At 66.5% G+C, this 22,695-nt stretch carries 22 protein-coding genes, 1 tRNA gene and 1 pseudogene; 9 read left to right on the forward strand and 15 right to left on the reverse strand.

The window, feature by feature from the left end; translation table 11 throughout:
• From AB0I43_RS04210 to AB0I43_RS04265, 12 genes and pseudogenes are all read right to left on the reverse strand, one after another.
• A pseudogene (locus AB0I43_RS04210) lies at nt 1–1,037 on the reverse strand (hypothetical protein); the annotation flags it as partial.
• 170 nt (nt 1,038–1,207) lie between these two features.
• Complete coding sequence (locus AB0I43_RS04215) at nt 1,208–2,014, reverse strand: hypothetical protein (RefSeq protein WP_357431177.1); 807 nt, start codon at nt 2,012–2,014, stop codon at nt 1,208–1,210.
• A gap of 15 nt (nt 2,015–2,029) precedes the next feature.
• A complete protein-coding gene (locus tag AB0I43_RS04220; protein WP_357431180.1) occupies nt 2,030–2,665 on the reverse strand; it encodes a hypothetical protein in 636 nt (211 codons plus the stop codon).
• Nucleotides 2,666–2,683: 18 nt separating this feature from the next.
• Nucleotides 2,684–2,917 (reverse strand): hypothetical protein, encoded by a 234-nt coding sequence (locus AB0I43_RS04225; protein WP_357431182.1) that lies wholly within the window; start codon nt 2,915–2,917, stop codon nt 2,684–2,686.
• Nucleotides 2,914–3,819, reverse strand: a complete 906-nt coding sequence (locus tag AB0I43_RS04230) for an alpha/beta hydrolase (RefSeq protein ID WP_357431184.1) — start codon at nt 3,817–3,819, stop codon at nt 2,914–2,916. Before AB0I43_RS04230 ends, AB0I43_RS04225 begins: the two co-directional genes overlap by 4 nt.
• A 69-nt stretch (nt 3,820–3,888) precedes the next feature.
• Complete coding sequence (locus AB0I43_RS04235) at nt 3,889–4,188, reverse strand: hypothetical protein (RefSeq protein ID WP_357431186.1); 300 nt, start codon at nt 4,186–4,188, stop codon at nt 3,889–3,891.
• A complete protein-coding gene (locus tag AB0I43_RS04240; RefSeq protein WP_357431188.1) occupies nt 4,188–4,847 on the reverse strand; it encodes a hypothetical protein in 660 nt (219 codons plus the stop codon). The genes AB0I43_RS04235 and AB0I43_RS04240 overlap by 1 nt, the downstream gene beginning before the upstream one ends.
• Nucleotides 4,844–5,395, reverse strand: coding sequence for a hypothetical protein (locus AB0I43_RS04245; protein WP_357431190.1), 552 nt, complete (start codon nt 5,393–5,395; stop codon nt 4,844–4,846). Before AB0I43_RS04245 ends, AB0I43_RS04240 begins: the two co-directional genes overlap by 4 nt.
• Nucleotides 5,396–5,713: 318 nt before the next feature.
• Entirely contained in the window at nt 5,714–7,192 is a 1,479-nt protein-coding gene (locus tag AB0I43_RS04250) for a cutinase family protein (protein WP_357431192.1), read from the reverse strand.
• A 173-nt stretch (nt 7,193–7,365) separates the two neighbouring features.
• Nucleotides 7,366–8,499, reverse strand: coding sequence for a lipase family protein (locus AB0I43_RS04255; RefSeq protein ID WP_357431194.1), 1,134 nt, complete (start codon nt 8,497–8,499; stop codon nt 7,366–7,368).
• Nucleotides 8,496–9,740 (reverse strand): cutinase family protein, encoded by a 1,245-nt coding sequence (locus tag AB0I43_RS04260; RefSeq protein WP_357431196.1) that lies wholly within the window; start codon nt 9,738–9,740, stop codon nt 8,496–8,498. Before AB0I43_RS04260 ends, AB0I43_RS04255 begins: the two co-directional genes overlap by 4 nt.
• A complete protein-coding gene (locus AB0I43_RS04265; RefSeq protein ID WP_357431198.1) occupies nt 9,737–10,501 on the reverse strand; it encodes a hypothetical protein in 765 nt (254 codons plus the stop codon). Before AB0I43_RS04265 ends, AB0I43_RS04260 begins: the two co-directional genes overlap by 4 nt.
• Nucleotides 10,502–11,633: 1,132 nt before the next feature.
• Here AB0I43_RS04265 and AB0I43_RS04270 point away from each other — a divergent pair.
• The 5 genes from AB0I43_RS04270 (at nt 11,634) to AB0I43_RS04290 (ending at nt 16,153) form a co-directional block, all read left to right on the forward strand.
• Nucleotides 11,634–12,065, forward strand: coding sequence for an XRE family transcriptional regulator (locus tag AB0I43_RS04270; protein WP_357431200.1), 432 nt, complete (start codon nt 11,634–11,636; stop codon nt 12,063–12,065).
• Nucleotides 12,062–12,625: a hypothetical protein gene (locus AB0I43_RS04275; protein ID WP_357431202.1), complete on the forward strand. Its 564-nt coding sequence runs from the start codon at nt 12,062–12,064 to the stop codon at nt 12,623–12,625. Before AB0I43_RS04270 ends, AB0I43_RS04275 begins: the two co-directional genes overlap by 4 nt.
• A 34-nt stretch (nt 12,626–12,659) precedes the next feature.
• Nucleotides 12,660–13,865, forward strand: coding sequence for an MAB_1171c family putative transporter (locus AB0I43_RS04280; protein ID WP_357431204.1), 1,206 nt, complete (start codon nt 12,660–12,662; stop codon nt 13,863–13,865).
• Between the two features lie 110 nt (nt 13,866–13,975).
• On the forward strand, nt 13,976–15,142 hold the full coding sequence (locus AB0I43_RS04285; protein ID WP_357431206.1) for a cytochrome P450: 1,167 nt from the start codon (nt 13,976–13,978) through the stop codon (nt 15,140–15,142).
• A 174-nt stretch (nt 15,143–15,316) separates the two neighbouring features.
• A complete protein-coding gene (locus tag AB0I43_RS04290) occupies nt 15,317–16,153 on the forward strand; it encodes a helix-turn-helix domain-containing protein (protein ID WP_357431208.1) in 837 nt (278 codons plus the stop codon).
• Between the two features lie 231 nt (nt 16,154–16,384).
• Here the strand turns inward: AB0I43_RS04290 and AB0I43_RS04295 are convergent, their stop codons facing one another.
• Together AB0I43_RS04295 and AB0I43_RS04300 are read right to left on the reverse strand one after the other, a co-directional pair.
• On the reverse strand, nt 16,385–17,317 hold the full coding sequence (locus AB0I43_RS04295) for a hypothetical protein (RefSeq protein ID WP_357431210.1): 933 nt from the start codon (nt 17,315–17,317) through the stop codon (nt 16,385–16,387).
• 230 nt (nt 17,318–17,547) lie between these two features.
• Complete coding sequence (locus tag AB0I43_RS04300; RefSeq protein WP_357431212.1) at nt 17,548–18,036, reverse strand: hypothetical protein; 489 nt, start codon at nt 18,034–18,036, stop codon at nt 17,548–17,550.
• Between the two features lie 112 nt (nt 18,037–18,148).
• On the opposite strand from AB0I43_RS04300, the gene AB0I43_RS04305 reads away from it, so the two are divergent.
• The 4 genes from AB0I43_RS04305 to AB0I43_RS04320 all read left to right on the forward strand — a co-directional run bounded on the left by AB0I43_RS04305 (nt 18,149) and on the right by AB0I43_RS04320 (nt 22,420).
• Nucleotides 18,149–18,844 carry a hypothetical protein gene (locus AB0I43_RS04305; RefSeq protein WP_357431214.1) on the forward strand — a complete coding sequence of 232 codons (696 nt, stop codon included), beginning with the start codon at nt 18,149–18,151 and terminating at the stop codon, nt 18,842–18,844.
• A 64-nt stretch (nt 18,845–18,908) separates the two neighbouring features.
• Nucleotides 18,909–20,129, forward strand: coding sequence for an ImmA/IrrE family metallo-endopeptidase (locus AB0I43_RS04310; RefSeq protein ID WP_357431216.1), 1,221 nt, complete (start codon nt 18,909–18,911; stop codon nt 20,127–20,129).
• A gap of 307 nt (nt 20,130–20,436) precedes the next feature.
• On the forward strand, nt 20,437–20,754 hold the full coding sequence (locus AB0I43_RS04315; RefSeq protein WP_357431218.1) for an excisionase family DNA-binding protein: 318 nt from the start codon (nt 20,437–20,439) through the stop codon (nt 20,752–20,754).
• A 271-nt stretch (nt 20,755–21,025) separates the two neighbouring features.
• Entirely contained in the window at nt 21,026–22,420 is a 1,395-nt protein-coding gene (locus AB0I43_RS04320; RefSeq protein ID WP_357431220.1) for a site-specific integrase, read from the forward strand.
• Nucleotides 22,421–22,502: 82 nt separating this feature from the next.
• Here AB0I43_RS04320 and AB0I43_RS04325 read toward each other — a convergent pair.
• Nucleotides 22,503–22,578, reverse strand: a tRNA-Thr gene (locus tag AB0I43_RS04325).
• Nucleotides 22,579–22,695: the final 117 nt, after the last annotated feature.

Here is a 22,695-nt window from a genome sequence, read left to right on the forward strand (position 1 = left end):
CCGGTCGCGGGTCCGACCGAGGAGCTCGCGCTCCCGCCCGCGCGCCCGGTCGTTCCGCCGTTTCCGGAGGGCATCGGACGACCCCCGCCGCCTGATCCGCTACCGGTGGGACGCGCGGGCGGGGGCCCGCCGCCGGGCGAGGATTCGCCCTCGCCCATCTTGCGGGCTTGGCCACCGGTGCGGCCTGCGCCCGATCCCATCGCCATCCCCAGCCCGCCACCGGCCAGCGCCGCCGCGGCACCACCACCGCCGCCCAAGGCTGCGACAGCGGGCGCGATCAACCGCATCAACGCCGGCAGCGTGATCGGCACCATCACCAGCAGCAGAAGACCGAGCAAGACCAGTTGCGGGTCCTGGGGCTCCTGGGTGGGCGCACCGGCGGCGGTGAACGCGATCGCATAGACCAGCGCGCCGACCGGTTTCCACAGCACGAAGGCCAGAGCCCACGCCAGCATTTTCTTGTAGCCCTGCGAACCTGGGCCCATCCCGGACGCTGCGGCGGCGATCGGGATGGCCGCCACGACCAGAATCAGGAGCGCTTGTCGAACAACCAGCATCACCAATTGCACGAGTGCACTGAGGATCCCCAGCACAGCGAGGATCAGCAGCAGTCCCGTGCCGAGGCTGGTGCCGTGGCGCAGATCGAAGCCTTCGAGCCGAGTGATCACGCCGGGCGCATCAGCTTCGGTCACGTCGTAGAGCACCCAGTTCGAGAACTCATCTCCAGCACGGGTGCCAGCGGCCACCACACCGGCGAACATCGCTGAGGCGAAGACCGCTTTGGCGAAAGTCATGAACGACTCCTGTGCTTCGCCGGCCAATCCTCCGCGCTTGGCCAACGCCAGCCGTGCGGCAGCGAACATGATTCCCGCGGTCAGCAGCAGAACCTGCAGCCCACTGGTGTAGTCCCGGATCGAGGCCATCAACGTCCCCGGTTCACCAGACGGGGTCGCCAGCGTCGGTGACGGAATGTCGAGCCACCAGGTCAACGTCCATTGCAGAGCGTCTGCCAGCCCGGCAACAAGCCTGTCGACCATGCCGTCGAAGCTCGAGTTCACAGCATCGCTGGCGACTCGTCTGCCAAGCCGTCCGAGTTGGCAGACTGCCCCCGGCCCGCCGGGGACGTCGCACACGTCGGGCACGGGGACCTGCTGATGGAGTGGGCCAGCGAGAACCGCGTGTTGGCCGGAGGCGCTGAGTTGAGTCGTCATGGCGTCGACTTCCAGCTGCCGAATTCAGCGAGCGAGGTAATCGGGGTCGCTGGGGCCCAGAGGGTTTCGATGTCGTCGGGGACGCGCACTCGCCAGTCACCGTCGTTCCAGGTCATCGGCCAGGTCGAGTAGGCGCTTCCGCCGGGCGCTTTGGTCGCGATCTGGACGACCGCGAAGTCGGATCGATAGTCCGCCAGTACGCGGAAGCCTTCGGGGACCACAACGAATTGCGCGGCGTCGGGTGTGGAACTGCGGGCTCGCGCGAAGCGCGCTTCCAGCGCTTTTCCACCGCCGTGGTAGCGCTGGGCGAGGACTTGTTGCCACACCCCCTCCGGTGCGGCCAGCACGCGGGCGAGCGCGTCGGCGGCGGCCAGCGCCGCGCCCTGCGGGGTCGGGGCGAAACCGGAGGCGACACCGGAACGGATCTGGGCCGGGCCGTCGCTGCCCGAGAACGGTAGCGCCGCACCGCCCCATCCACGCTGCCATTGCATTCGTGCGGGTGCGGCGCTGAGGTAGTCCGGTCGGTTCGACGGGATCCGGGCCGCGGGATCCTGCGGGAGAACGCTGCCTTCCTCTATTCCTTTGTCCTCGAGCCGGTTTCCGAAGCGGTCGATCGTCGGCGGCTTGACGGTGTGCGGCGTGACGGGCGTGAGCCACGGCGAAGGTGTGGCGCCCGGTGGTGTGCTGCTCGGGGTCGAGGGGGTGCTGGGGCCTTGGTTACCGGTCATCGCCAGGGCGAACGCTGCCGCGACGGCGAGGGTGATGCCGAGGAGGAGGGTGATCAACAGATTGCGAAAGCTCATGGGGTGGGTCCGTTCTCACGCCGGAGTCAGTGCGACGGCCTCGGCGGGCATGGTCTCGATCGCGGTCACCGCCGAGATGGCGGGCTGGTAAGGAATCCGCAGCTTCCAGTCCCCGGACTGCCACGCCACGGTGGTGGCGTTGCGGGTCAGCGAGGAGTCGGTTTGGCGGGTGTAGATCGAGACCTCAGTGGTCTCGGGGGTGTAGCGCTCGACCCGATAACCCGCGATGCGGGGCCTCTCGCCGGAAGCGGTTTCGGTGATGGAGATCTGGGTGCGCAGCACGGCCCATTCGTCCCGTCCGGGCCCCGGCGCCAGCATCGCCGCGGTCACCGCCGGCCACTGACTGTCCAGAGCGACCGACATGCGCACCGTGGCGTGAATCGCGGCCAGCGCGGCCCCGACCGGCGACTGCTCGAACCCCGACACCACCGCACCCTTGTCGGCGGCGGGACCTTGACGGGCGACCGGCAATTGCATGTTGTTGAACGCAATCCACCGCAACCCACTCGGCAACGTGCGCAGATCGAGGCTCGGCTGCCCGGCGGGTAGACCGTCGTCGTCGCGCGAGCAGCCCAAGACGGTGACCGTGATCGCCAGGGCGGCGCAGACGGCGAGGCAGGCTGTGGTTCTGGGGCGGGCGGGGTGGGTCATGGCTGGTTCCCTTCGTGGTCAGCGGGTGCCGATGATGGCGGCGGCGAGTGCGCCAGCGGAGCTGAGAAGTGCTGCGGCGGCGATGGTTCCGGCGAGTCCTTCGATGCTTTCCTCGCGGTAGATCCGGACCGCGAGCAGCCCGCCGACCCACACCGCGCGGGCGATACACAGGACCAGCACCAGCCAGGCCAGCCATCCCAGAAGCTGGTAGATCGGTTCGGTCACCCCTGCCGGGAGCTGTTTGGCGCTCACCAGTCGGCCCCGTCGACGGCGGGCACGGATTCGTGGTCGCGGTAGGCGACTTCCAGCGCACGCAGGACCGCGTCCTCGGCGAGTTCGGGTTGGGTGTGTGGCAGAGAATGGGTTGCGCCGGGGATCATTTCGTAGTCGGCCCAGATCGCATCCGCTAGGCGCACGGAGTCGTGGGCGGCCACGATGCGGTCGAGTTCGCCGCCGAGCACGAACGAGGGGGTCGAGCGCATCGCGACCGCCACCTGCGCCGACAATCGGGTTTCGTTGCATTGCTGTAGTAGGTCGGCCAGCACCCGGGGGTCGCCGGGCCGGGCGCCGGTGATGAAGGACTGTGCCAGCTTTCCCTGCTGGGCCAAGGCGCGCAGGCGGCGCTCGAGCATGGCGTGCCCTGCGGCGGCGACAGGGTCGAGGCGGCGACGGCGCTGGTGGCGCAGCCGGGCCAGTGTCGGTTGACATTGTGAGGGGACCATCGCCATGTCGTGGAACCGGAAATGGCAGGCGGCGTTGAAGAACACGAGTCCCGCCACCTGACGGGCGCGGTAGTGCTCGATGTAGGTGTGCACGACCAGGCTTGCCGCGGAGTGCGCGACCAGCACCACCGCTCCGTGGGCGTGAGCCAGCACCGCCTCGAGGTCCTCGGCGAGGCCGCGCATGGTGGTGTGCTGGTGTTTCGCAGGCCACCCCGAGGACCCGTGTCCGCGCTGGTCGTAGACGAGCTGGGCGATGTCCTCGCCCAGATGCCGGCTCAGTCGCCGGGTCAACGGTGTCCAGAACGTCGCGTCCGCCAGCAGGCCGTGCAGGTAGACGATGGTGGCGGGGGTGTCGGGGCGGCCGAGCCGGGTGCCCGATAGGCGCAGGCCGTCGGCCGCGGTGAAGGCGATCGGGTGAGTTTCAAGTGACATGAGGGTTCTTTCGACGAATCCGCAAGGGAGATATGGGGTGTGCCGCGCAATGTGCGGCTCTGGAGGCGGTCATCCGCCGCCGGTGACGATCGCGTTCATGACTCCCCCGGCCGAGGTCGACAGGATTCCGCCGATCAGCGCGCCGAGCACGATCTTGGGCGACTCCAACGCCCCGCCGTGAAATCGTTCCCAGCCGAATTTGCCGCCGGCGTAGATCAAGCTGGCGATCCCGGCCAGCATCGCCAGCCACGAGATGTAGCGGACGATGTTGAGCAGCCGCTCCGACTCCGGGGGCGCTTTCGGAGTGATCTTGATTTCTCCCTGCGCGAGCAGGGGGTAGGCGTCCAGCAATAGCGCGGTCGCACTCATCACGGTTCCTCCGAATCATGCTGTGCCTCAATGGCTTTTCTGACCATCGCGAGGTCAGAGATGATCGCCGCGCCCGCGGAATGGACATCGCGCGGCACGGCGGCGGTTATCGGCGCGCGACGTTTCGGTGGCGGGTCGAACGGCAGGTACTCGGCCAGATCGGCGAGTTCGCAGCTGGTGAGTTCGTCGTGCCAGCCGATCGTGTGGACCGCGTCGGCCAGTTCGGTGACGACCTCGCGGTAGCGTCGCACCGGCGCGGGCACCCGGCCGGGGCGCACCGCGGAGAGCACGAGCCCCACGACCACCACGCCCTCGGGTGCGAGTCCGGCGTGCCATTCGCGCAGTCGTTCTGCTGCGGCGATCAATCCGGGCATGCAGAGCCGGGCTGCGATGACGACGTTTTGGGTGGTTGTCGGCGCGGCGGGCCAGGCGAGTCCGGAGTCGGCGGCCGGGCCCCACCAGCGCGCCAGTGTCGAGGTCGCTGCTCCGCCGTGGGCGCCCAGCACCGCGAACAACGGCGGGTGCGGGCCGGTGATCGGCAAAGCGGTGTGCCGGATCGGGGCTCGCCGTTCGGCCGGGGGTGCGGCGATGGTGGCCGGTTCCATGCGGCCGGTGATGTCGAGGCCCTCGACCTCGCGGCGGACCAGGGCGGCGCTCATGGGTTGCCCTGGCGTTGGATGTTGGTGATCACCGCGTGGCCGGCCTCGGCAACCCGGATGTTGATCACCTGGAGGTAGTCGATGCGCTGCCCGTCGGGGCGTCGTTCGGCCAGGTGCACGGTCGCGGTGGTCTCTGCGATGGGTGTGATGGCCACGCAATGTTGGGTGCCGGCCGGGATGGAGGTGATGCCCGCTGCCAGTGGCTCGGCGGCGATTCCGGCCTCGGGTGCCAGCCACCGCAGGGCGGCTTCGGGGTCGCGTGCGACGTAGTAGGCGTGTTCGAATCCGGCGATCGCCGCCATCAGAGGTCCCGCCGAGGGTGCGACGGTGGCGGTGACCAGGGCGCCGGACAATCCCGTGCAGGCCGGGCTGCTCGGAACCGCGGCTGGTGTCGAGCCCAGGGGCACCGCACTGCTCGGCGCTGCCGACTCGGGTTCGGCGGTCGGCTCGTTATCGCGCCGCTGTGCTGTTGGGGCGAGCAACGTGATGATCGCGATCGTGGCGGCGATGCCGAACGCGATGCTCAGCCACACTGCCAGCGGCGGCATCGGCATGCTATGGCCCCGGTGTGTGGGGTTCGCGGCGCGTGGGCCGGGTTCGGGGGGCGGCGGATCGGCGATCCATTCCCACTCATCGGAGGGCTGGTCTGTTCGGTGGTCTGGAAGGTGCAGGGGCAGCGGTGCTGTGGTGGTGTTGAGCCATCCCCAGCCGTGTGCGTCGCTGGTTCGGGGATCGGGGGCCATGTCGTTCACCTCCTTGGTGGGTGGTGGGGTGGGCCCTTCGGGGGGAGCGCCTCGGGATCGACTTACGGATCAGCTCGTGTAGGTGATTAGGTGCCGAGCTGAGCCGCCTCCCGCCCGAAGGGGTCAGGGAGCGGGCACGAGCCCGCGCGAGGATGTCAAAGCTGGGGTCGTCGTCGGCGCCGGCGGTGGCGACGAGCTGGGACGTGGCGATGTCGCCGGGTTCGTAGGCGCCGGGGCAGACCGCAGTGATGCGGGAGTGGTGGCAGAGGCAGCGATGTCGCGGGCGCTGGCGGCGAACCAATCAGCGGTGGCGGCGAGGGCGGATTCGCCACTGGATGTCACGGGTGCGCTGGTGTAGGAGCCGTGGCGGCCGGAGGTGTTGCTGTATTGCGTTGCGCTCGAGAGCAGGTAGAGCTCGCTGTTGTCGCGGATGTTGGTGGTGATCGTGTCGTAGGCTTGCTCGACCCACCTGTTCGCGGTGCGCGGCGGGATCAACTCCACGACAGCGCCGGCGACCTTGGCACCCAGGGAAGCCAGCGCCGCCATCGGATTGGCCAACCCGACGGCGGCCAGCTCGGCGATCGTGGCCGGGGTGAAGACCTTCTTGGCCACGGTGACGACCGCGTTGAAAGCGATCGTGCCGACCCGCAGCACCGCCGCGATCGCCTCGTCGAGACCGGGCATCGGCGTCGAGGGATCGGAGGCTTCGGCCAGGCGCTGACTCAGTGACTTGGCCGGATCGTAGGACAGCTCGTCGACCCGTCGACCGTGCAGGTCTTCGTTGACCACGCCGACAGCGGTCTTGTAGACGGTGGCCGCGAGCGAGTCCGCGATCGTGGTGATCGCTGCGACCGGATCGCGCAGGTCGGATTGGGCAGCGATGTTGCTGATCGCGGTAGCGATCGGTCCTTGGATCGGGGTCGCGCAGGTCAGGTCGCCCGCGACACAGAGCTCGGCCACGCGTCCGGTCAGTGCCCTGTATTCGGTGGCTGTCATCGTGGTGGCGTCGACGCCCCTGCCGCTCTCGGCGGTGGTGTCGAAGGTGATCTCGGCGACTTCGGTGCCGGGGGTGCCGGGCACGGCCTCGGGAGTGCGCTGACCCGCGCGTCCGGGGATCGCCGGGGTATTCGCGGCCCGAGTCGGGTTGGCCAGCAGCGCGATCGCGGCGATGTGGTCGGCACCGATCGCGGCCTGGCCGGAACCGACGCGTTGTGCGAAGGAGGAGGCGGCGGGGGCGCCTTGGGTGTAGCCGGCGACCGCGATCTTGGTGTCCGGGCAGCGTCGCAGGAGTTCGACTGCGGTGGTTTCCAGCCGGGCCGACGCGTCGGCGACGGCTTGGTCGTAGGGTTGCTCGCTGCCGTCCTCGCGCAGCCCGTAGGGGATGTATGCCCGTTGCACCAGCCCGTGCGCGGAGGCGAGCATCGGTCCGAAGACTTGACCCAGGGCACCGGTGTCGGTGGTGTCGTCGGTGCCGGGCGAGGTTTCGTCGGGTCCCTGCACCCCGAGGGCGTAGAGGGTGGGACAGGAGCCGTCGATCGGCGCAGCCCCGACGCCCGGCGAACCTGCGGCGATCAACCCACCGGTCAGCACAACCACAGCCACACCCGCCAGCGCGCGAGCCGACCGTGAGACACCACACATGGCGTGACGCTGGCTGGGCTGAAAGTGGTTGTGGTTCATGGCGTTCTATCCTCAGTTCGAAAAGTTCGGTTCTTCGGGCCTGCCCGCGCCCGGGCGAGGGGCGGCGGCCGCGGGCAGGGTTTCCCGGAGAAGGGTCATGGGGTCGTCTCGCTCGGAGCCGGCTGGGAATCGGCGGCGCGTTCGGGCCGGTGCTGGAGGTAGGCGGCCAGCCGGGTGACGGCCTCGTTCGCGCCTTGTTCGGCGGTTTCGTAGTGGCCGTGCGGGTAGTCGCGCCAGCTCACCTCGACACCGGCTTCGCGGTAGGTGTCACGCAGTTGCTCGGCGGCATCGATCGGGACGAAGACGTCGTCGGCGCCGTGGTAGAGGTGTATCGGGCAGCGTGGGATCTGTTGCCCGGACCGCTCGCACGCCAGCACGTGCCGCCACAGCGGGTTGTTCCAGGGGTCGGGCTGATCGCAGTACTGTCCGACCGGTCGCCGGAACCGCGCCAGAACCTGTGCGGCCGTGGCAGTTTGGATAAAGCTCATCACGGTGTGGCCGACCGAGTTGAGCATGTGCAGCATCGGCATGTGCGGGTTGGCGCGCGCCAACCCGAGCATGGCCGCCCACCCGAGACCGGGATACGGGCCCAGCTCGTAGCGTTCGGCCAGCGCACCAGGATCGGCGATCACAGCGCCCGCGGCGACACCGCGCAGATCGAGCTCCGAGGCGTAGAGCGGTGCCATCTCCGCCGCCCATACCGCGTACCGGCCGCCGTCGGCGTACCCCCATACCCCCACCGCAGGATTCGAGCAGTCCAAATCGGGAATCCGCTGCGCGGCCCGCAGGATGTCGAGCACCGCGGCCCCGCCGGACGGGCCAGCCAGGAAGGTGTGCGGCCCGCGACCGGTCACGCCCAGACCGCGCCCGTCGGGGATCGCGACCGTCCAGCCACGATCCAAAGCCATGGCGATGTAGTCGATTTCGCGTTCGGTGCCGTCTTGGAGCAGCTGCGACGGGGCGCACCTGCCGCCGAGGCCGTGGAAGCTGGGCACGTAGGCCACCAGCGGCCCGGATCCGGCGACCGCGTTGGAGTCCGGGACGATGACCGTGCCCGACGCCGGGAGCTTTTCGCCGAAGTTGTCGCTGGCGACGTAGAGGATCTGCCACGCCTGCGCCGAGTCCAATTGGGGCAGCGGCATTTTCCGCGTCTTGAGCAACGCGCCCTTGCGGTGCCCGGTGATCGCGGGTGCGGTGTAGAAGCTGTCCTCGGTTTGGGGTTCGGTCATGATCGGGGTCCGATGTCGTGGGCGAGTGCGGTGAGCCAGGCGATGCCGGAGCCGAGCTGGCCGGTCAGGGCGTAGCCGTTGTGGGCGGCGACCGTGTCGGCGAAGTGCAGCCACACGTTCGGGTCGGCCAGGGCGGCGTTGTCGGCGACCAACTGCCCCCACGCCACACTGAGCTGCCCGGCCACCTTCGGCACCAGCGCGAGCGGATTGCCAGCGACAGTGGCAGTGATCTCGCCCCAGCGGGCCCGCGCGAGGTCGGCGTCCTGCGGGGTCGGGGCGGGGATGCGGGGGTCGGCGGCCTCGATCATCCGCGTCGACAGGCTCTGACTGGGCGTGTAGTCGACGGTGCCGCCGCCAAGGGTGAAGTCGTTGAGGATCGTCGTCGACCACGCCTCCCCCAGAGCGGCGTGGAACAAGCCGTTGATCGACCCCAGGGCGGCGAAGGGGTCGTTGAGGTTGGCCTGCCCCAGCAGCTGGGCACCGATGCGCAGCACGCTGGCCTGGCTCGGTGCCGAGCAGGCGAGATCGGCGTCGGCGCAGATGTCGGCGACCCGCCCCTCCAGGGCTCCGTAACCGGCTGTGCTGCTGTCGATTCCGCTGCCTGCGGTGGGTGTGTTGATGATCTGGACGCCCGAGACCGCTCCCCCGGCCGTGCCGGGTGCGGGGTCGGGGACGGTTTGACCGGGCCGGCCGGGGAAGATCGGGCTGTCCGGGGAGCGACTGGGGTTGGAGTAGAGCGCGATCGCGGCGATCTTCTCCGGGCCGACAGGCCCGCGGCCCGCGCCCACATCGCGTGCGAACGCCGCCATCGCGTGCGCCCCTTGGGAGTAGGCGACACCAGCGAGCAGCGTGTTGGGGCATTGCTCGGTGATCTGGCGGGCGGCGGCGTCGAGCTGGGTGCGCGCGTCACCGACCGAGGAGACATACGGGTCGGGGCCGCCGCCGGGCACGATGCCGCCGAACCCGGCGGGGTAGCCGAGGTAGCTGCGCTGCACCAGCCCCGGCACGGCGGCCACGACCGGGCCGAGCAGGGCACCGACCACGCCGGTGTCGGCGAGCGGATCCGCGGTCGGTGAGGACTGGCCGGTGCCCTGGATTCCGAGGACATACAGTCCCGGGCAGCCCGGCCCGATCGGCACTGCCTGCGCACTACCGGCAGTGATTGTGGTGAGAGTTGTTGCCGCGCCGAGCATCAGCGCCGCGACGGCCGGACGAAGACGCCGGTTCAGGGCACTGGTCATTGCTGTCCCACCCCGACTCCGGCGCCGAATCCGGCGCCGACCGTGCCGCCGACGACCGCGCCGACGACGGCGATCGGGGCTCCGGCGATGAGCGCGCCCGCGGCGGCTCCGGCGGCGGCGCCGATCGCGGTGCCGGCGACACCGGAGGTGACGGTGCCGATGACCGGGACCGGGATCACGGTTCCTACTGCGGCACCGGCGATTCCGCCGATGGTTCCCCCAACAGCACCGCCGACGAGCGCCGCCGCGGCGGCGACCGGCGCACCGGCCACGGTCGCACCGACCGCGCCGCCTACCAGCATTCCTGCGGTTGTGGCACCGCTGACGCGGTCCGAGCGCCCGGGCGGGATACCCACCGAGTCCAGCGCGGTCGCGACCTGGGCTTCCGCGCCCGCGGCGACATCGTTGATGGTGTCGCGGACTTCCGGCGGCAGCCAGGGCGGGGTGTCGGTTTCGAATTGACCGATGCGGATCTTGTTGGGCGGCGGCTCGATCGGCGCGACCGGCGGCACGGGTTCGGGCCAGTGCAGGTCTGTGAGTTCGACCGGCGGCGCAGGCGCCGCTGGAGACGGCGCGGGACGGCTGGGTGCGGCGTTGCGGACTTCCGGGGGCTGCTCGTAGGCGGGCTCGGGCTGCGGTGCGGGCTCCGCCGGCGGCGGTGGCGGGGCGGGTGTGGTGCCGGGCTGGGTGGGGCTGGTGACGCCGGGCTGGTCGGCGACTTCGCCGAGCGGCGTTGCCGCGGACGCGATTCCGCTACACACCAGCACTACCGCGACGGGTACCGCGCCCAGGACCGCGAGGCGGCGGCGGGTGTCGTTTGCGATACGGGAAGCGACCGGGCTTTGAACCCGCCGAGGGGGCTGTTTACCCCATTCGCGTCGTGTTTCGAGCATGCCAAATAGCCCTTCTCCAGGGTGAAAGATTTGGGAATTGAAAGAATTCGTTTCAGCGCGGTCCGGCGGTCTCCCGGTGGCGGCGTTGCGGCCGGGAGACCACCTCGTCGGCGCTGGTTAGAAGATCAGCCCGATGACCTGTTGGGCCAGGAAGACGCCGTGGGAAGCGATCGACAGGAGGCCGTTCACCCACTGTAGGACGACAAAGGGATCCACAATTGTTTCCTTTCAGAATGTTTGCGATTGCCTCACTATCCAAACTCCGAAAACACTTCTTTAGCAAGGCTTTCGAGTGACACGATGTGTAGCGCTACCGATGTTGTCGATCATGAAATGCCGCGCCATCTGTGGTTTCCCTACAAAGCGACACGATCGTTGTCGCTGCAAATTTCCCACCGCGGCGACACAAAATCTCATCCCGAAGAGTCCGACGGGCAAAGATGAGGCGAACCGGAGACAAGCCGAAGCGTGCGTGCCACCAACATCCAGCACCCGACATCACACCAGACGACCCCGGGATCCATCCCGGACTCAGAACCCGCCGAATACCTGCGTCCTCCGACTCGTGAGCCTGCAGACTGAACGCTAAGCCCGCCTCGACCGAGGTCGCATCACGAACAACGCTGCTCGACAGCAACATTCGACATCAATCGGCGCCGGAACCTCGCCCCCCAAGCACGGACTCTTGATCTTTCACTGCAGCATGCTCTATTCTGCCCGGTTGCCCAAACGAAGGAGTAGAGCTTCACCTGCCCGACTTGAGCGCAGACCCGGAGCCCGAGAGCGGACAGCACCTCCATGACCGGCGGCGGCGCTGCATGATCTATCGCCACAGCGATAGATCATGCAGATTGGCCTCTTTTGGAACTATCGATTTCCGCGAGATCCATTGAGCGCCAGCACCTAACGGTTGAGTTTTCAGTCCACGGGCCCTATCATCGTGACGATAGGCGGGGGGTTACCGGCAGGGAGGGTCGGGTTGAAACCAAAGGAGCACGCGATGGCAGCAGACGATGTCGCGGAGACAGGCCGGTTTCTGGCCGAGCGGGTGGACTACCTGTTCCGCACTATTCACCCGCGTGGCCGCGGGCCGTACTCGCACCCGGAGGTCCATCGCGCGACCGGGATCTCCATTGGTGCACTTTCGGAACTACGCACCGGGAAGAAGTCCAATCCCACTCGCGACACGCTGCAGAAGCTCGCCGGCTTCTTCGGCGTCAACCCGGAGATCTTCTTCGACACCCCCCGCAGCGGAGAGATCCATCAACAGCTCGAGCAACTTCGAGCACTGCAAAAGCTGGCCGACACCATGGACGCCAGCGGGGCCGAGAACGTTTTGACCCGCATATCCGAGCTCTCCCCATCAAGCATTCAGGTCCTTACCGACATGATTGCCCGACTTCACGGACTGGAACGAGGTGACCAGACTTGAACGACTTCGGATTTCGACAAGTCTTCACCAGACGTCACACAGACGATGCTCTGGCCGCCATGCATCGCCGCTGCGGCGAGATCGTCGAAAAGTTCGACATGCCTACTGATCTCGACGAGTTCCTTGAGCGGATCAGCCTGCAACAGCGGCGTCCGGTCATTCCGATCGCGATGGCGTTGCCGCCAGAGGGCCCGACCGGAGCAATCGTGTACTCCTCCGAGGGCATCTTCGTCCCGTTCTCCAAACACACATCCCAGGTGCACCGCCACAACATCGTCCTGCACGAGCTCGGCCATCTGCTCTTCGGTCATAACGGGATCACCGATGTGGATCGCGAACGCTCCCAGGCCATGTTCCCCGACCTCGATCCGGACCTGGTGATCAGCATGCTCCAGCGCACGAACTACTCCGATGATCAAGAGAAGGAAGCCGAGCTGTTCGCTTCGGTGATGGGCATGAAGCTGGCCACCTGGTCGCCGAAGACCGACCAAGCCGCGATACCACCTGAGATCGCGGCGGCCATCGCACGAATAGAGAAGGTTCTGGGCTCCGCCCACTGAAGGGGGAAAATTGAATTCCGTACTTTATCCGGCGATGGCGGTGTTCGCGTTGCTGGCTCTCCTGCTGCGTCTACCAGCGCTCATCCGCAAACCCGAGCCCGGAATGCTCGCACTGTGCGCCTATTTCGGGGTCCTTGCCTTCACGTTCGCAATGTCGACACCTCCGATCTTCGTCGCCTTCAGCAAGTGGATCGGCGTTCCGAACCTCGCGGGCATGTTGGGTCAGTGTGGAGCGCTTGCCGGCGGAGTCCTGCAACAGTTGGTGGTCCTGGCCTGGTCGGAATCCAAAGAGGAGGCACGGCGTCGAGTACGCCGACGACTCCTGCTCATGGGTGCCGTCATGGTCTGCATGGCGATCCTGTTCACGATCTCGGTGCCACAAATGGTGACCAAGCCGCACACCTACGCTGTCGACTCGGCCGCAATTCCCTCCTATCAGGTGTACCTGGTCGTGTATCTGACCGCCTATGGCATCGCCAAGATCGAAACTGGGCGACTGTGCTGGCGCTACTCGCGCGAAATCGGGCCGGGGATCCTGCGAATAGGGTTACGTCTCGCTGCGGCCGGTTCGATCGCCGGTCTCGTCTATGTCGCTGCCCGATTCGCCGATGTCGCGGCGCCACACCTGGGAATCAACGGCCACCAGTGGGAGCCGGCCGCGCAGCTCGGTGCAGCGATAGGTGCAGCACTCATGGTGACCGGTTGGAGTGTGGCGAGCTGGGCTGTTCCGCTGTCGAGCGCCTGGGGCCGAGTCCGACGCTACCGCACCTACACGCGTCTGGGGCCCCTCTGGAACGCCCTTCACGAGGTGGTCCCCGATGTCGCGCTGGCGGAAGCAGACCGTGGTGTCCCCGCCCGCTGGTCACCGCGGCACTCGGACTTTCTGCTCTATCGCCGACTGGTCGAAATTCGCGACGCCAGAATCAAATTGCTTCCCTACTATGACCCCGACTACGCGGCCGCGGCCCGTCGGCGCGCCGAGTCCGAAGGACTTCCCGAGCACGCAGTCGAAGCAGTCGTCGAGGCAACGAACCTGGCGGTGGCTATCGCGAGGAAACGGTCCTCACCCGCGCCGCCGCCGAACCAACCCTTCACCGCAGACGAAGAAACCGGCAAGGATCTGCACGAGGAGCAGCAATGGCTGGGCACGGTGGCTCGTGCCTTCGCACGCTCACCAATCGTCGCCGAACTCGTCTCCAAACTCCACGACACCCACTTGCGCCCGGAGGCAGCACTGTGACAGCCCTATGCCCTTTTGACGACGACACCTACCCCTCCAACCCACACGCGACCCACCAGGCACTGCGGGAAGCCGGCCCGGTGCACCGCATCGCCCTGCCCGGGGGCTCGATGGCCTGGCTGATCACCCGAGAGGCTGATGTCCGGCTGGCCTTGGACGACCCTCGCCTGTCCATCGACCGACAATCCTCCACCACCGGATACACCGGATTCGCCCTGCCACCGGCATTGGATGCGAACATGCTCAACAAGGACGCACCCGACCACACCCGCCTACGCCGCCTTGCCTCCGGCGCATTCACTCGACGACGCGTCGACCACCTTCGTCCTCGCATCCACGACGAGGCCGATCGCCTCCTGGACAAGCTCGCTGGACACACTCCAGTCGACCTCATCGAGAGTTTCGCCGCCCCACTTCCACTGGCCGTAATCGGAGACCTGCTCGGCATCCCCGTTTCCGAAAGACCTCACTTCCGAACATGGACCAACACACTGCTCGACCCGGACCCCAGTCAACCTCAGCAAGCCAAAGACGCCGTTGAGAACATGGAGAGCTTTCTTCAAGAACTGGTGCGGCACAAGCGATCACATCCAACCGATGATCTGCTATCGGATCTCATAAGGTTCCACGAGGCAGGAGACGCGCTGGACTCGGATGAGCTGGTGTCGCTCGCCTTTCTGATCCTGTGGGCCGGCTATCAGAACACAACCAATCTCATCGGCAATGCGACGGTCGCATTGTTCGAACACCCCGGCCAGCTCGATTCTGTCCGCAAGAACCCCCAACTCAGCGACGGCGCAGTCGAAGAACTCCTGCGTTACGCACACTCGAACCAATTCGCGATCCGCCGCTTCGCCACCGAACCGCTCGTCGTGGACGGCATCGAGATTCCCCGCGGAGACACTGTGCTGCTCGGTCTCGCTTCGAGCAACCGCGACCCTCGCTGGGCGACCGATCCCGAGGTAATGGACCTGACCAACAAGCAGGGCCAGGCCCACTTGGCTTTCGGCCACGGCCCCCACTACTGCCTCGGCGCTCCCCTGGCACGGGTGGAGATCCGCATTGCCATGACCAGCCTGTTCGACCACTTCCCCGATCTGCAACTGGCGACATCTGTGCCCGAACTCCGGTGGCGTCGATCGTTCCGCGAGCACGGCTTACAAGCCCTACCGGTGATCCCGGGTCTGCAGCGGCCACTCGCCGGGGGAATCGAGCAGCATTCGGAGTCGGCAGGCATACGCGCCAGCACCGTCGTTCGGCCTGGCAGTCCGCGATGACCTGCGGCCGCCGTGATTACCTCCTCGATGTCCGCGCCCGAGGGCCGCCCGCTGGCCGGATCAGGACAGTTCTTCGGAATGTCGCTGGGGCAGGTTGTTCGCTCGGGGTCAGCTCTCTCAGCCCATCCGTCTGATGGAAGGCAGCGGAATCACTCATGAGTAAGGAATTCATCGATGAGCAACAACTCAGGTAGCGCTACTGCGATCGGCAGAAGCCGACTACCGCCTCGGCCGAAGGAATGGCCGCCAAAGCACATCCCAGACTTCGGCCTGTGGCTCTGGCGCTTCCGGGAGCACCGGAACTACACCCAAAGCGAGCTCGCCCGCCGCGCAAACTGCAGCTCCTCATTGGTGCGACAGATCGAAACGACCAACCACCCGCCTTTACGCAAGACTGTAAATCATCTCGCCCGCGCACTCGATCTGGACGCGTCACAAACCAGGCACTTAATCGAGTTGTGGTACCCCGCCACAGACCTCACACCGGTCGCCCATCTCCGCCGTCGATTTATCGCCGCAGGCGGGCTCAATACCCTGGAATACTACGAGCGACAGGGCATCAGAGCCATGGCGCACACGTATCACTGGGACGTGCTGGCCGCCAACAACTCCGCCCGCCGACTCATGCCTGGCCTAGACGAAGCCGACGGCAACTACCTCCTGTGGACATTCAGCGACCATGGCCGCGAGACGATAGTCGGCTGGGAACACGAGGCGCCGCAGCTTACTGCCGCAGCGCTGGCGATGTTCGCCCGTCACCGCGACTCTCCCGAGACGCAACGGCTCTACACGAAAATGCGACGCATCCCGTATTTCTCAGGGCAGATGACAGAGTCCATATCGCTCGCCTACGGCTGCCAGCCCGACGAGCTCATTCATCGCCTCGACAAAGGAGTCGATCACCCGATTTCGATGAGCACCCTGACGGCCGACCATCTCGGTACTGGCGACGTGTTCCTCACCTGCGCCTTCGAACACGCTTACAGCGGGCCTGCAACGCGTTCACTCTAACCGCCCCTCCTGACGCTGTGGCGCGCAATAGGACGCGTCACGCACCGCTGGGCGCAATGAGCGCCTCTCCGAACGCAGCCCCGCGTGGCCGGCGCTCCACTGCCGCGGAGCGCCGGCCACGTCAGGACCGCCTGCCCTGGGTTCGCCTCTCGAATAGCGCAGCCCCGCCGTACTTTCGAGACTCGTTCGAGTCCTGCGCGGCCCGGCTAGCCGGTGTTGGCGCTTGCTATCTCAGTCCTGGCGCTGCATCCACGGAGGGGAGGGCAACGAATAGGACCCAGTACGGTTCTTTTCCCGCTCCCGCTCCAGCTCTTGGCGTTCCCGCCGAACCACATCGGCCAGGGCGTAGATCCCATCCCAGTCGGCATCGGTGCCGCCCAGGATCGCGACGCGCACGTCACCCATCTCGACGTCACGATCGTGGAAGACGATCTCCTCGGCCGCGTGCCGAGCACAGCCGGCCGCACTCACCACGACATCCCAGTCGTAGATACGCAGCTTCACCCGCAGCGCTCCACCCTCGCATGCTGAGTAGCCCCACGAGCGGGCATCGCCGGTGGCACCGAGCAGGCAGCCGCGACTGTGGACCGCCTCGGCGGTCCTGCCCAGCACTCGGGCCCCCGCCACCGCCGTCTCGATCCGCTCATGCAGCCGTTCCGCGGTGATCCGCAGCAGTCCGCCCAGTGCGCAGCGAAGGTGGTAGTCCGCCTTCGCGACCGTATACCAATCGACCCCACCGATATCGGCGTCCGCGCGCACCTCCTCGACCAACCCGTGCGCCTCATCAACAGTCGCACGGAATTTTTCATAGAGACCGTCCTGGCTGACCGAGTTTCGCTGCCAGTCGGGCACGACCACATTCGTCGGTTTCAGCTTGGCCGACCGCAACAACCGCACCTGCGGCAACAGCACATCCGCTGCCCTCACCACATCCCGACGAGTCGGGTCGCCCCAGTTGGTCCAGTCGAGCATCTCGTCGTCCTCGTCCCGCCAGTAGCGGCTGATGCCGTCGATCTCGATCTTCAATGGCCGCAGATGCCGCTCGACCTGATCCTGGATCGCGAGTTCGTCTGCGCGTCGAACTGCCGCGGTGTACTTCAGGTTCTGTTCCTCCGCGATCCGCCGGTTCCGGCGGCGCCGGCGCGCGCTGCTGTTCTTGGGCATGTCTTCGTCCGATTCCGGCAGGAGACCCCACGCCACCCCTGCCTGCGACGAAAGATGGCATGCCAAGGAAGGTGTGAAGACTACGCGGGCCCCTGGAAGGACCTTGGCCGTCGACGTCTGCCTCCGGCGTGGGCGGGGCGACTCAGGCGGGAAGATGGAGCGCGTGCGCGTCCTGACACTCCGTCGCTAACGATAGCCTCAAAAACTCCCCGGAACGGCCGACTCGCCGATTAGCCGCTGATGGACACCTGATCGCTAGAGCATGCCATGCAACGATCGAGTCGATCTTGCGGAATCGGCCGCGCGAAGTGCAGTGCGCTGCCACCAACCGACGAAAATTCGTTGACCTCGAAGAACCTCCGACGCTCCCAACGGCCCTCACGACCACTGTCGAGGACCACGGTCAGCTCCGCTGCTCCTGCCATGGCAGCGTGCCGGGCGAAGCTGTCGATGAGCGCCGAGCCCACGCCGGAACGTGGCTCTGAACTACCGACGAGAGCGATATGTCCCTGTCGCGGACGACCGGCGAGAAACCCCACCAGACGGCTATCTCGAGCGGCAACCAGACACAGCACGCCGCGGTCGCTCGTTCGCACACACAGCCAACGATCAAATCGGCTGTCCTGCAGCGGGTGAAGTTGCTGTAGCCGTTCGATCAGCGCGCGGTAACCCGGCGAGGCCAGAAGCGCACTATCGACCACACCGACCCACACACCCATCTCCTGAGCCTCGCACACGCATCGGCGAGGCGGTCCCCATGGCAAGCGCCGCAGGACTGCGGATTCTCCAGAAGATCTTGCCGTGTAGGAGAACATATGAAATATTTCATGCATGGACCTACAGCCGCAGATGTTGGTGGACTCGCTGGTCGGCGAGCACGCCATTGCGTTGGCGCACCTGCACCGCGATCTGCATGAGGCAATCCTGGAATCCGCGACCCGATGGGCGGATCGTTTCGGCGACCCAGCCAAGCTCGGCGGGCTCACCCGCGCCGCCACTGTGCGCCAAACCTTGCTGCACATGGACGCCGACCGTGCCCCGATACCGGGCTCGACGCTGTCCATGCACGAAGGCAACGGCCAATCGGTGATGCTGCTGGACAAGGCCGGAAATATCATTCGGGTGCGCAAGTATCCGAGCAATCTGCTCAACCAACGGCACCGTGAAGTAGCGACTCCGCCGCCCGGGCAGCGGGAGGCAGCGGCCGAACTTCTGGCGGAGCTGACGTTGGACGACGGTTGCGATGAGCCGGTGTTCAATCTCGCGCCGGTATTGCTCAGGCTCAAGTTGTATGTGTTCTGGTGGCTCGACGCCGAGCAACTCGGGCTCGCGGGCGCCGAGTTGGCCGCCGTCGCTGTCGACACGATCGATGACTCGAAGCTGGTGCGAATCCTCGCAACCGCGCCGCTGCCCGCCCCTGCCCCCATCTTGGCCAGCACATCGACCGACACCGGCCAGTCCCCGCTGTTCGACGACTTCGGCGAATTCGGCGACGATGCCGCCCAAACCGGCGACGATCCGGCCTGATCGGCGATGTGCGGGCGGGTCGCTGCACGCGTCGACCCGTGGATCTTGTTGAATCGAAGCTGCGATGACAACTGTTGATGTGTACGGGAGCCGGGTGAGGCAGGCGCGGGTGTTGCGCCGAAAGACCAGCAAGGCCGTGATGGCCGAGCTGGGATGGAAAGGTGCGCGCCAGACGCGACTGGAACAGGCGCAGACCACCGCTCTCGACGTCGCCGAACTCGAGCGGCTCGCGCAGGCGCTGCGGTTCCCGACCGAATTCTTCACCACCGCACCGGTTTCCCGCGTCGATGCCGGTGACCTGTTGTTCCGGGCCCCGCGGGCGACAACCGCAGGCGAGAAGGAATACCTGGCGCAGTTCGCGGCCGCGGTCGGCGACTTTCTGGTCGCGATGGACTCCCGTGCCGCGCTGCCGCCGGTGAAACTGCCGGTCCTCGACGCCGGCACTTCGATCGCCATCGCTGCCGAACTCGTGCGGGAACGGATGGGCATCGAACTCGAGGCTCCCATCTCGTACCTGACCTACGAAGCCGAGCGATGCGGAGTGCCGGTCGTGACCCGTCTGCGCCGCAGCAAATCCACCGGCGCCTTGAGTTGGGATCCCGTCGACGACGACACCACCCTGTCGGAGAAGCACCTCGGCTACGCGACGCGGGTCGGAGAGTACGGCGACAGGCCGCTGATGGTGATCCGCGCCAGTGGATCCTGGGAACGCACTCGTTGGACCGTCGCCCACGAACTCGGGCACCTTGTCCTCCATGCCGGGCGTAGCGAAGTTACCGAAGACCAGGAGCTGCAGGCATCACAGTTCGCCTCTGAACTCCTCGCTCCTGCCAAGGTGATCGCCGCCGAGGTGCCGAAGGTGCCGTCTCTACTGAATCTCGTTCCACTGAAACTGAAGTGGGGCATCTCCATCGGCGCGCTGATCCGGCACCTCGCGGCTTCGGGCCTGATCGACGAGCAACGCTTCGAGATGCTGCGCCGCCAGCTCTATACCCGCGTCAACCCCGACACCGGTCATACCTGGGGCAAGACCGAACCCGGCTGGGACGCACGCGAACCCGAACGCCCGCGCCTCATCTCCCGTTGGGTCGAACGCTGCTACGGTGCCAACTCTGCAGCCATGCTTACTTCCCACCAGCTGATGTGGCCCCAAGATGTGCTCGAAGACTTCCTGGCCGGACAGCGCCCGGCACCCTCACGATCGACCGCTCCCGACCCAGCGCCTGCGTACGAGGGCGCCACGGTCATCGCTTTCGACCAGTTTCGCCAACGGCGCCGTGCCTAGGACAGACAACACTCGGGGATTGCCAGCTAGCCGAACATTCGCTTAGCGCGACGCCCCCTCAACACATGGCGCTCTTAAGTGAAGCCGATGGCCGTCGGAGCGCTGGCAACCACGTGCCAGGCAAAGCAATCGCGCCGCTGGAACCGCACCGGGCGCGCTGAAGCCGGGCTTCCCCTGCCCTGTGAGCGTCTGCCCCACATCCAACTGCATACTGCACCAGGCAGGTTACCTGGCACATTTGCTTCGGATCCGGTTCTATGGATGGCAGGGATGACTTACGGATCGGCCTAGGAATAGAGGCCGGACAATGAATCCTGACGAAATCCCCGACTATGCGCGCTTATTGCAGCGCCTGCACAGCAATCCGACCATCTCGGTGGTCGACGCTGCTCAGCTCCTCGGCATCGGCAAGTCGACCATCTACGCCGCCGCGAAAGCTGGCGAAGTACCAGCAGTGAGGGTCGGCCATCGCGTGCGCATCCCATCGCGATGGGTCCTAGGCGTCCTCCAGTTGCGAACCCACGCCGAAGACGCGCCGCCCCAGGGCGGTTCGCCGAAGGACGAACAGCGTCTCGATCAGGCCCAAGCGACCGATGCAGATCCGGGTGGTCAGGCACCTCCTTAGCCAACAGGTTCATGCACTTTGCTGGATCGGCTTCGCAAGGGGGCAGGCTACGGCCATCCGCCGCATCGCGGCTCCGCCCAGGTAGCGATGGCGGCGCAGTTTGGCGCCATCCGCCTGCCACACCAGATCACTCGATCAAACCCGCCGCAGCCCGGACAGCCCTTCTGTCTGATCGACGACCGCCGGTCTGAATTGCGGAGTCGATGGTTAGCGACCGGTACCCGACGCCCACCTGAACGTCAATTCAACACTGAGAGAGCAGGGTTCAACGTTGAGCACCCCCGAGAAACCCCGCGACAAGGCTCGTCGTCCACGCCGAGCAGAGCCGATCAATAGACATGAGGCCAGGAACGGCAAGATAACCTACAACTTCCAAGTGGACGTGGGTACGAAGCCGGATGGCTCCCGCGACCGTCAGCAGTTCACCTGCCGCACGATGGCCGAGGCCCGGCGCGAGTATCGGCGGATCACCTCCGCGGTCGCCGATGGAACCTATGTCCGTCTGACGACCCTGACTGTGGACGAGGCGAGCGAGGAATGGCTGGCCGGTCGGCGTTTCAGGCGTGGGGTGACAGCAGTCAACACGCGTAACCATCTGAAGCCGGCGCGGCGGTACTTCGGTGGCCGCAAGCTCGCACAACTCACCAAGGCCGACGTGGACCGGCTGGTGGACTGGATGCTGACCGCCGGGCGGGTCGATCAGCGTGCCGCGGTGGATCCGGAGTCGCTGTCGTCGCGAGTGTGCGCGTTCGTGGCGCTGCACGCTGACGGCGTGACCGCACGAGCGGTGCAGGCCCAATTTCCCGGCCAAGATGTCCACACTCGGCTGTCGGCACTGATGAAGGCCGGCCGTGTCCATCGGGTGAGTCGTGGCGTTTACGCGGCCGTCCAAACGGCAGAAGGCGCGCAACCACGCGGCGTCCTGCCCGTGACCGTCCGGTCCACGCTGACGGCGCTGTCGATGATGGTTCAGTCCTACGTCGACCAGGGAAGCCTGCCACGCAACGTTGTGGCCCTGGTGGAGCGACCGGCCGACGAGATCGACGATCGCGACGACGACGAGGACAGCGACGACCCGAAGTCCTGGACCGTCGAAGAGATCCAACAATTTCGGGTCGCCGCGCAGTCCCACCGGCTGTACGCCTGCTGGCTCATGTCGACCTATGGGATGCGACGAAGCGAGGTATTGGGCATGCGGTGGACCCGGTTCTCGGAGCGCAAGCTCCGGGTCCGCCGGGGGCGCGTCGCAGTCGGCACACAGACCGAGGAGAACATGCCGAAGTCACGCCGGAGTCGCCGCGACCTCCCGCCGCCGGCCGAACTGTCCCGGGCGCTGCGGGCGCTCAAGAAGGTGCAGCGGGCGGAATCCCTCGCTTTGGGCGTCCCCTGGTCCGAGGATCGGCTGATTGCAGTCGACGAGTCGGGTACGCCTCTGCGACCAGAGTGGTACTCCGATGAGTTCCAGAGGATCGCGAAGGCGGCCGGGCTCCGCCGCATCCAGCTCAAGGGTCTGCGGAACACTTCCGTGTCGCTCATGCTCGCGCTCGGCATCCCGGTGCATATCGTGGCTGCCTGGCACGGTCACGACCCGTCCATGTCGCTGTCGGTCTATTCCGACGCCCATGTCGAGGATTTGAAGGCGGCAGGTGCTGCTCTCTTCAGCTGAGGGCCTTCCGGTGCCTTGGCAAGTTCTTGGCAAGATGGAACAAAAGAGGCCCTTCCCGGTGAACCGGAAAGGGCCTCTGACCTGGAGCCGCCTGGGGGAATCGAACCCCCGACCTTTTCATTACGAGTGAAGCGCTCTACCGACTGAGCTAAGGCGGCGTGCCTTTTCAGGCGTGGCGAGTCTATCGTCTCAGTGTCCAGATCACGAAAACCGCAGGTCAGATGCCTGGGGTGTAGGCAGCGGACGGCTTTCACCAGAGGTTCCGTCGCCGTGCG

This window comes from Nocardia sp. NPDC050435 (assembly GCF_040655395.1).
Classification (GTDB): Bacteria; Actinomycetota; Actinomycetes; order Mycobacteriales; family Mycobacteriaceae; genus Nocardia.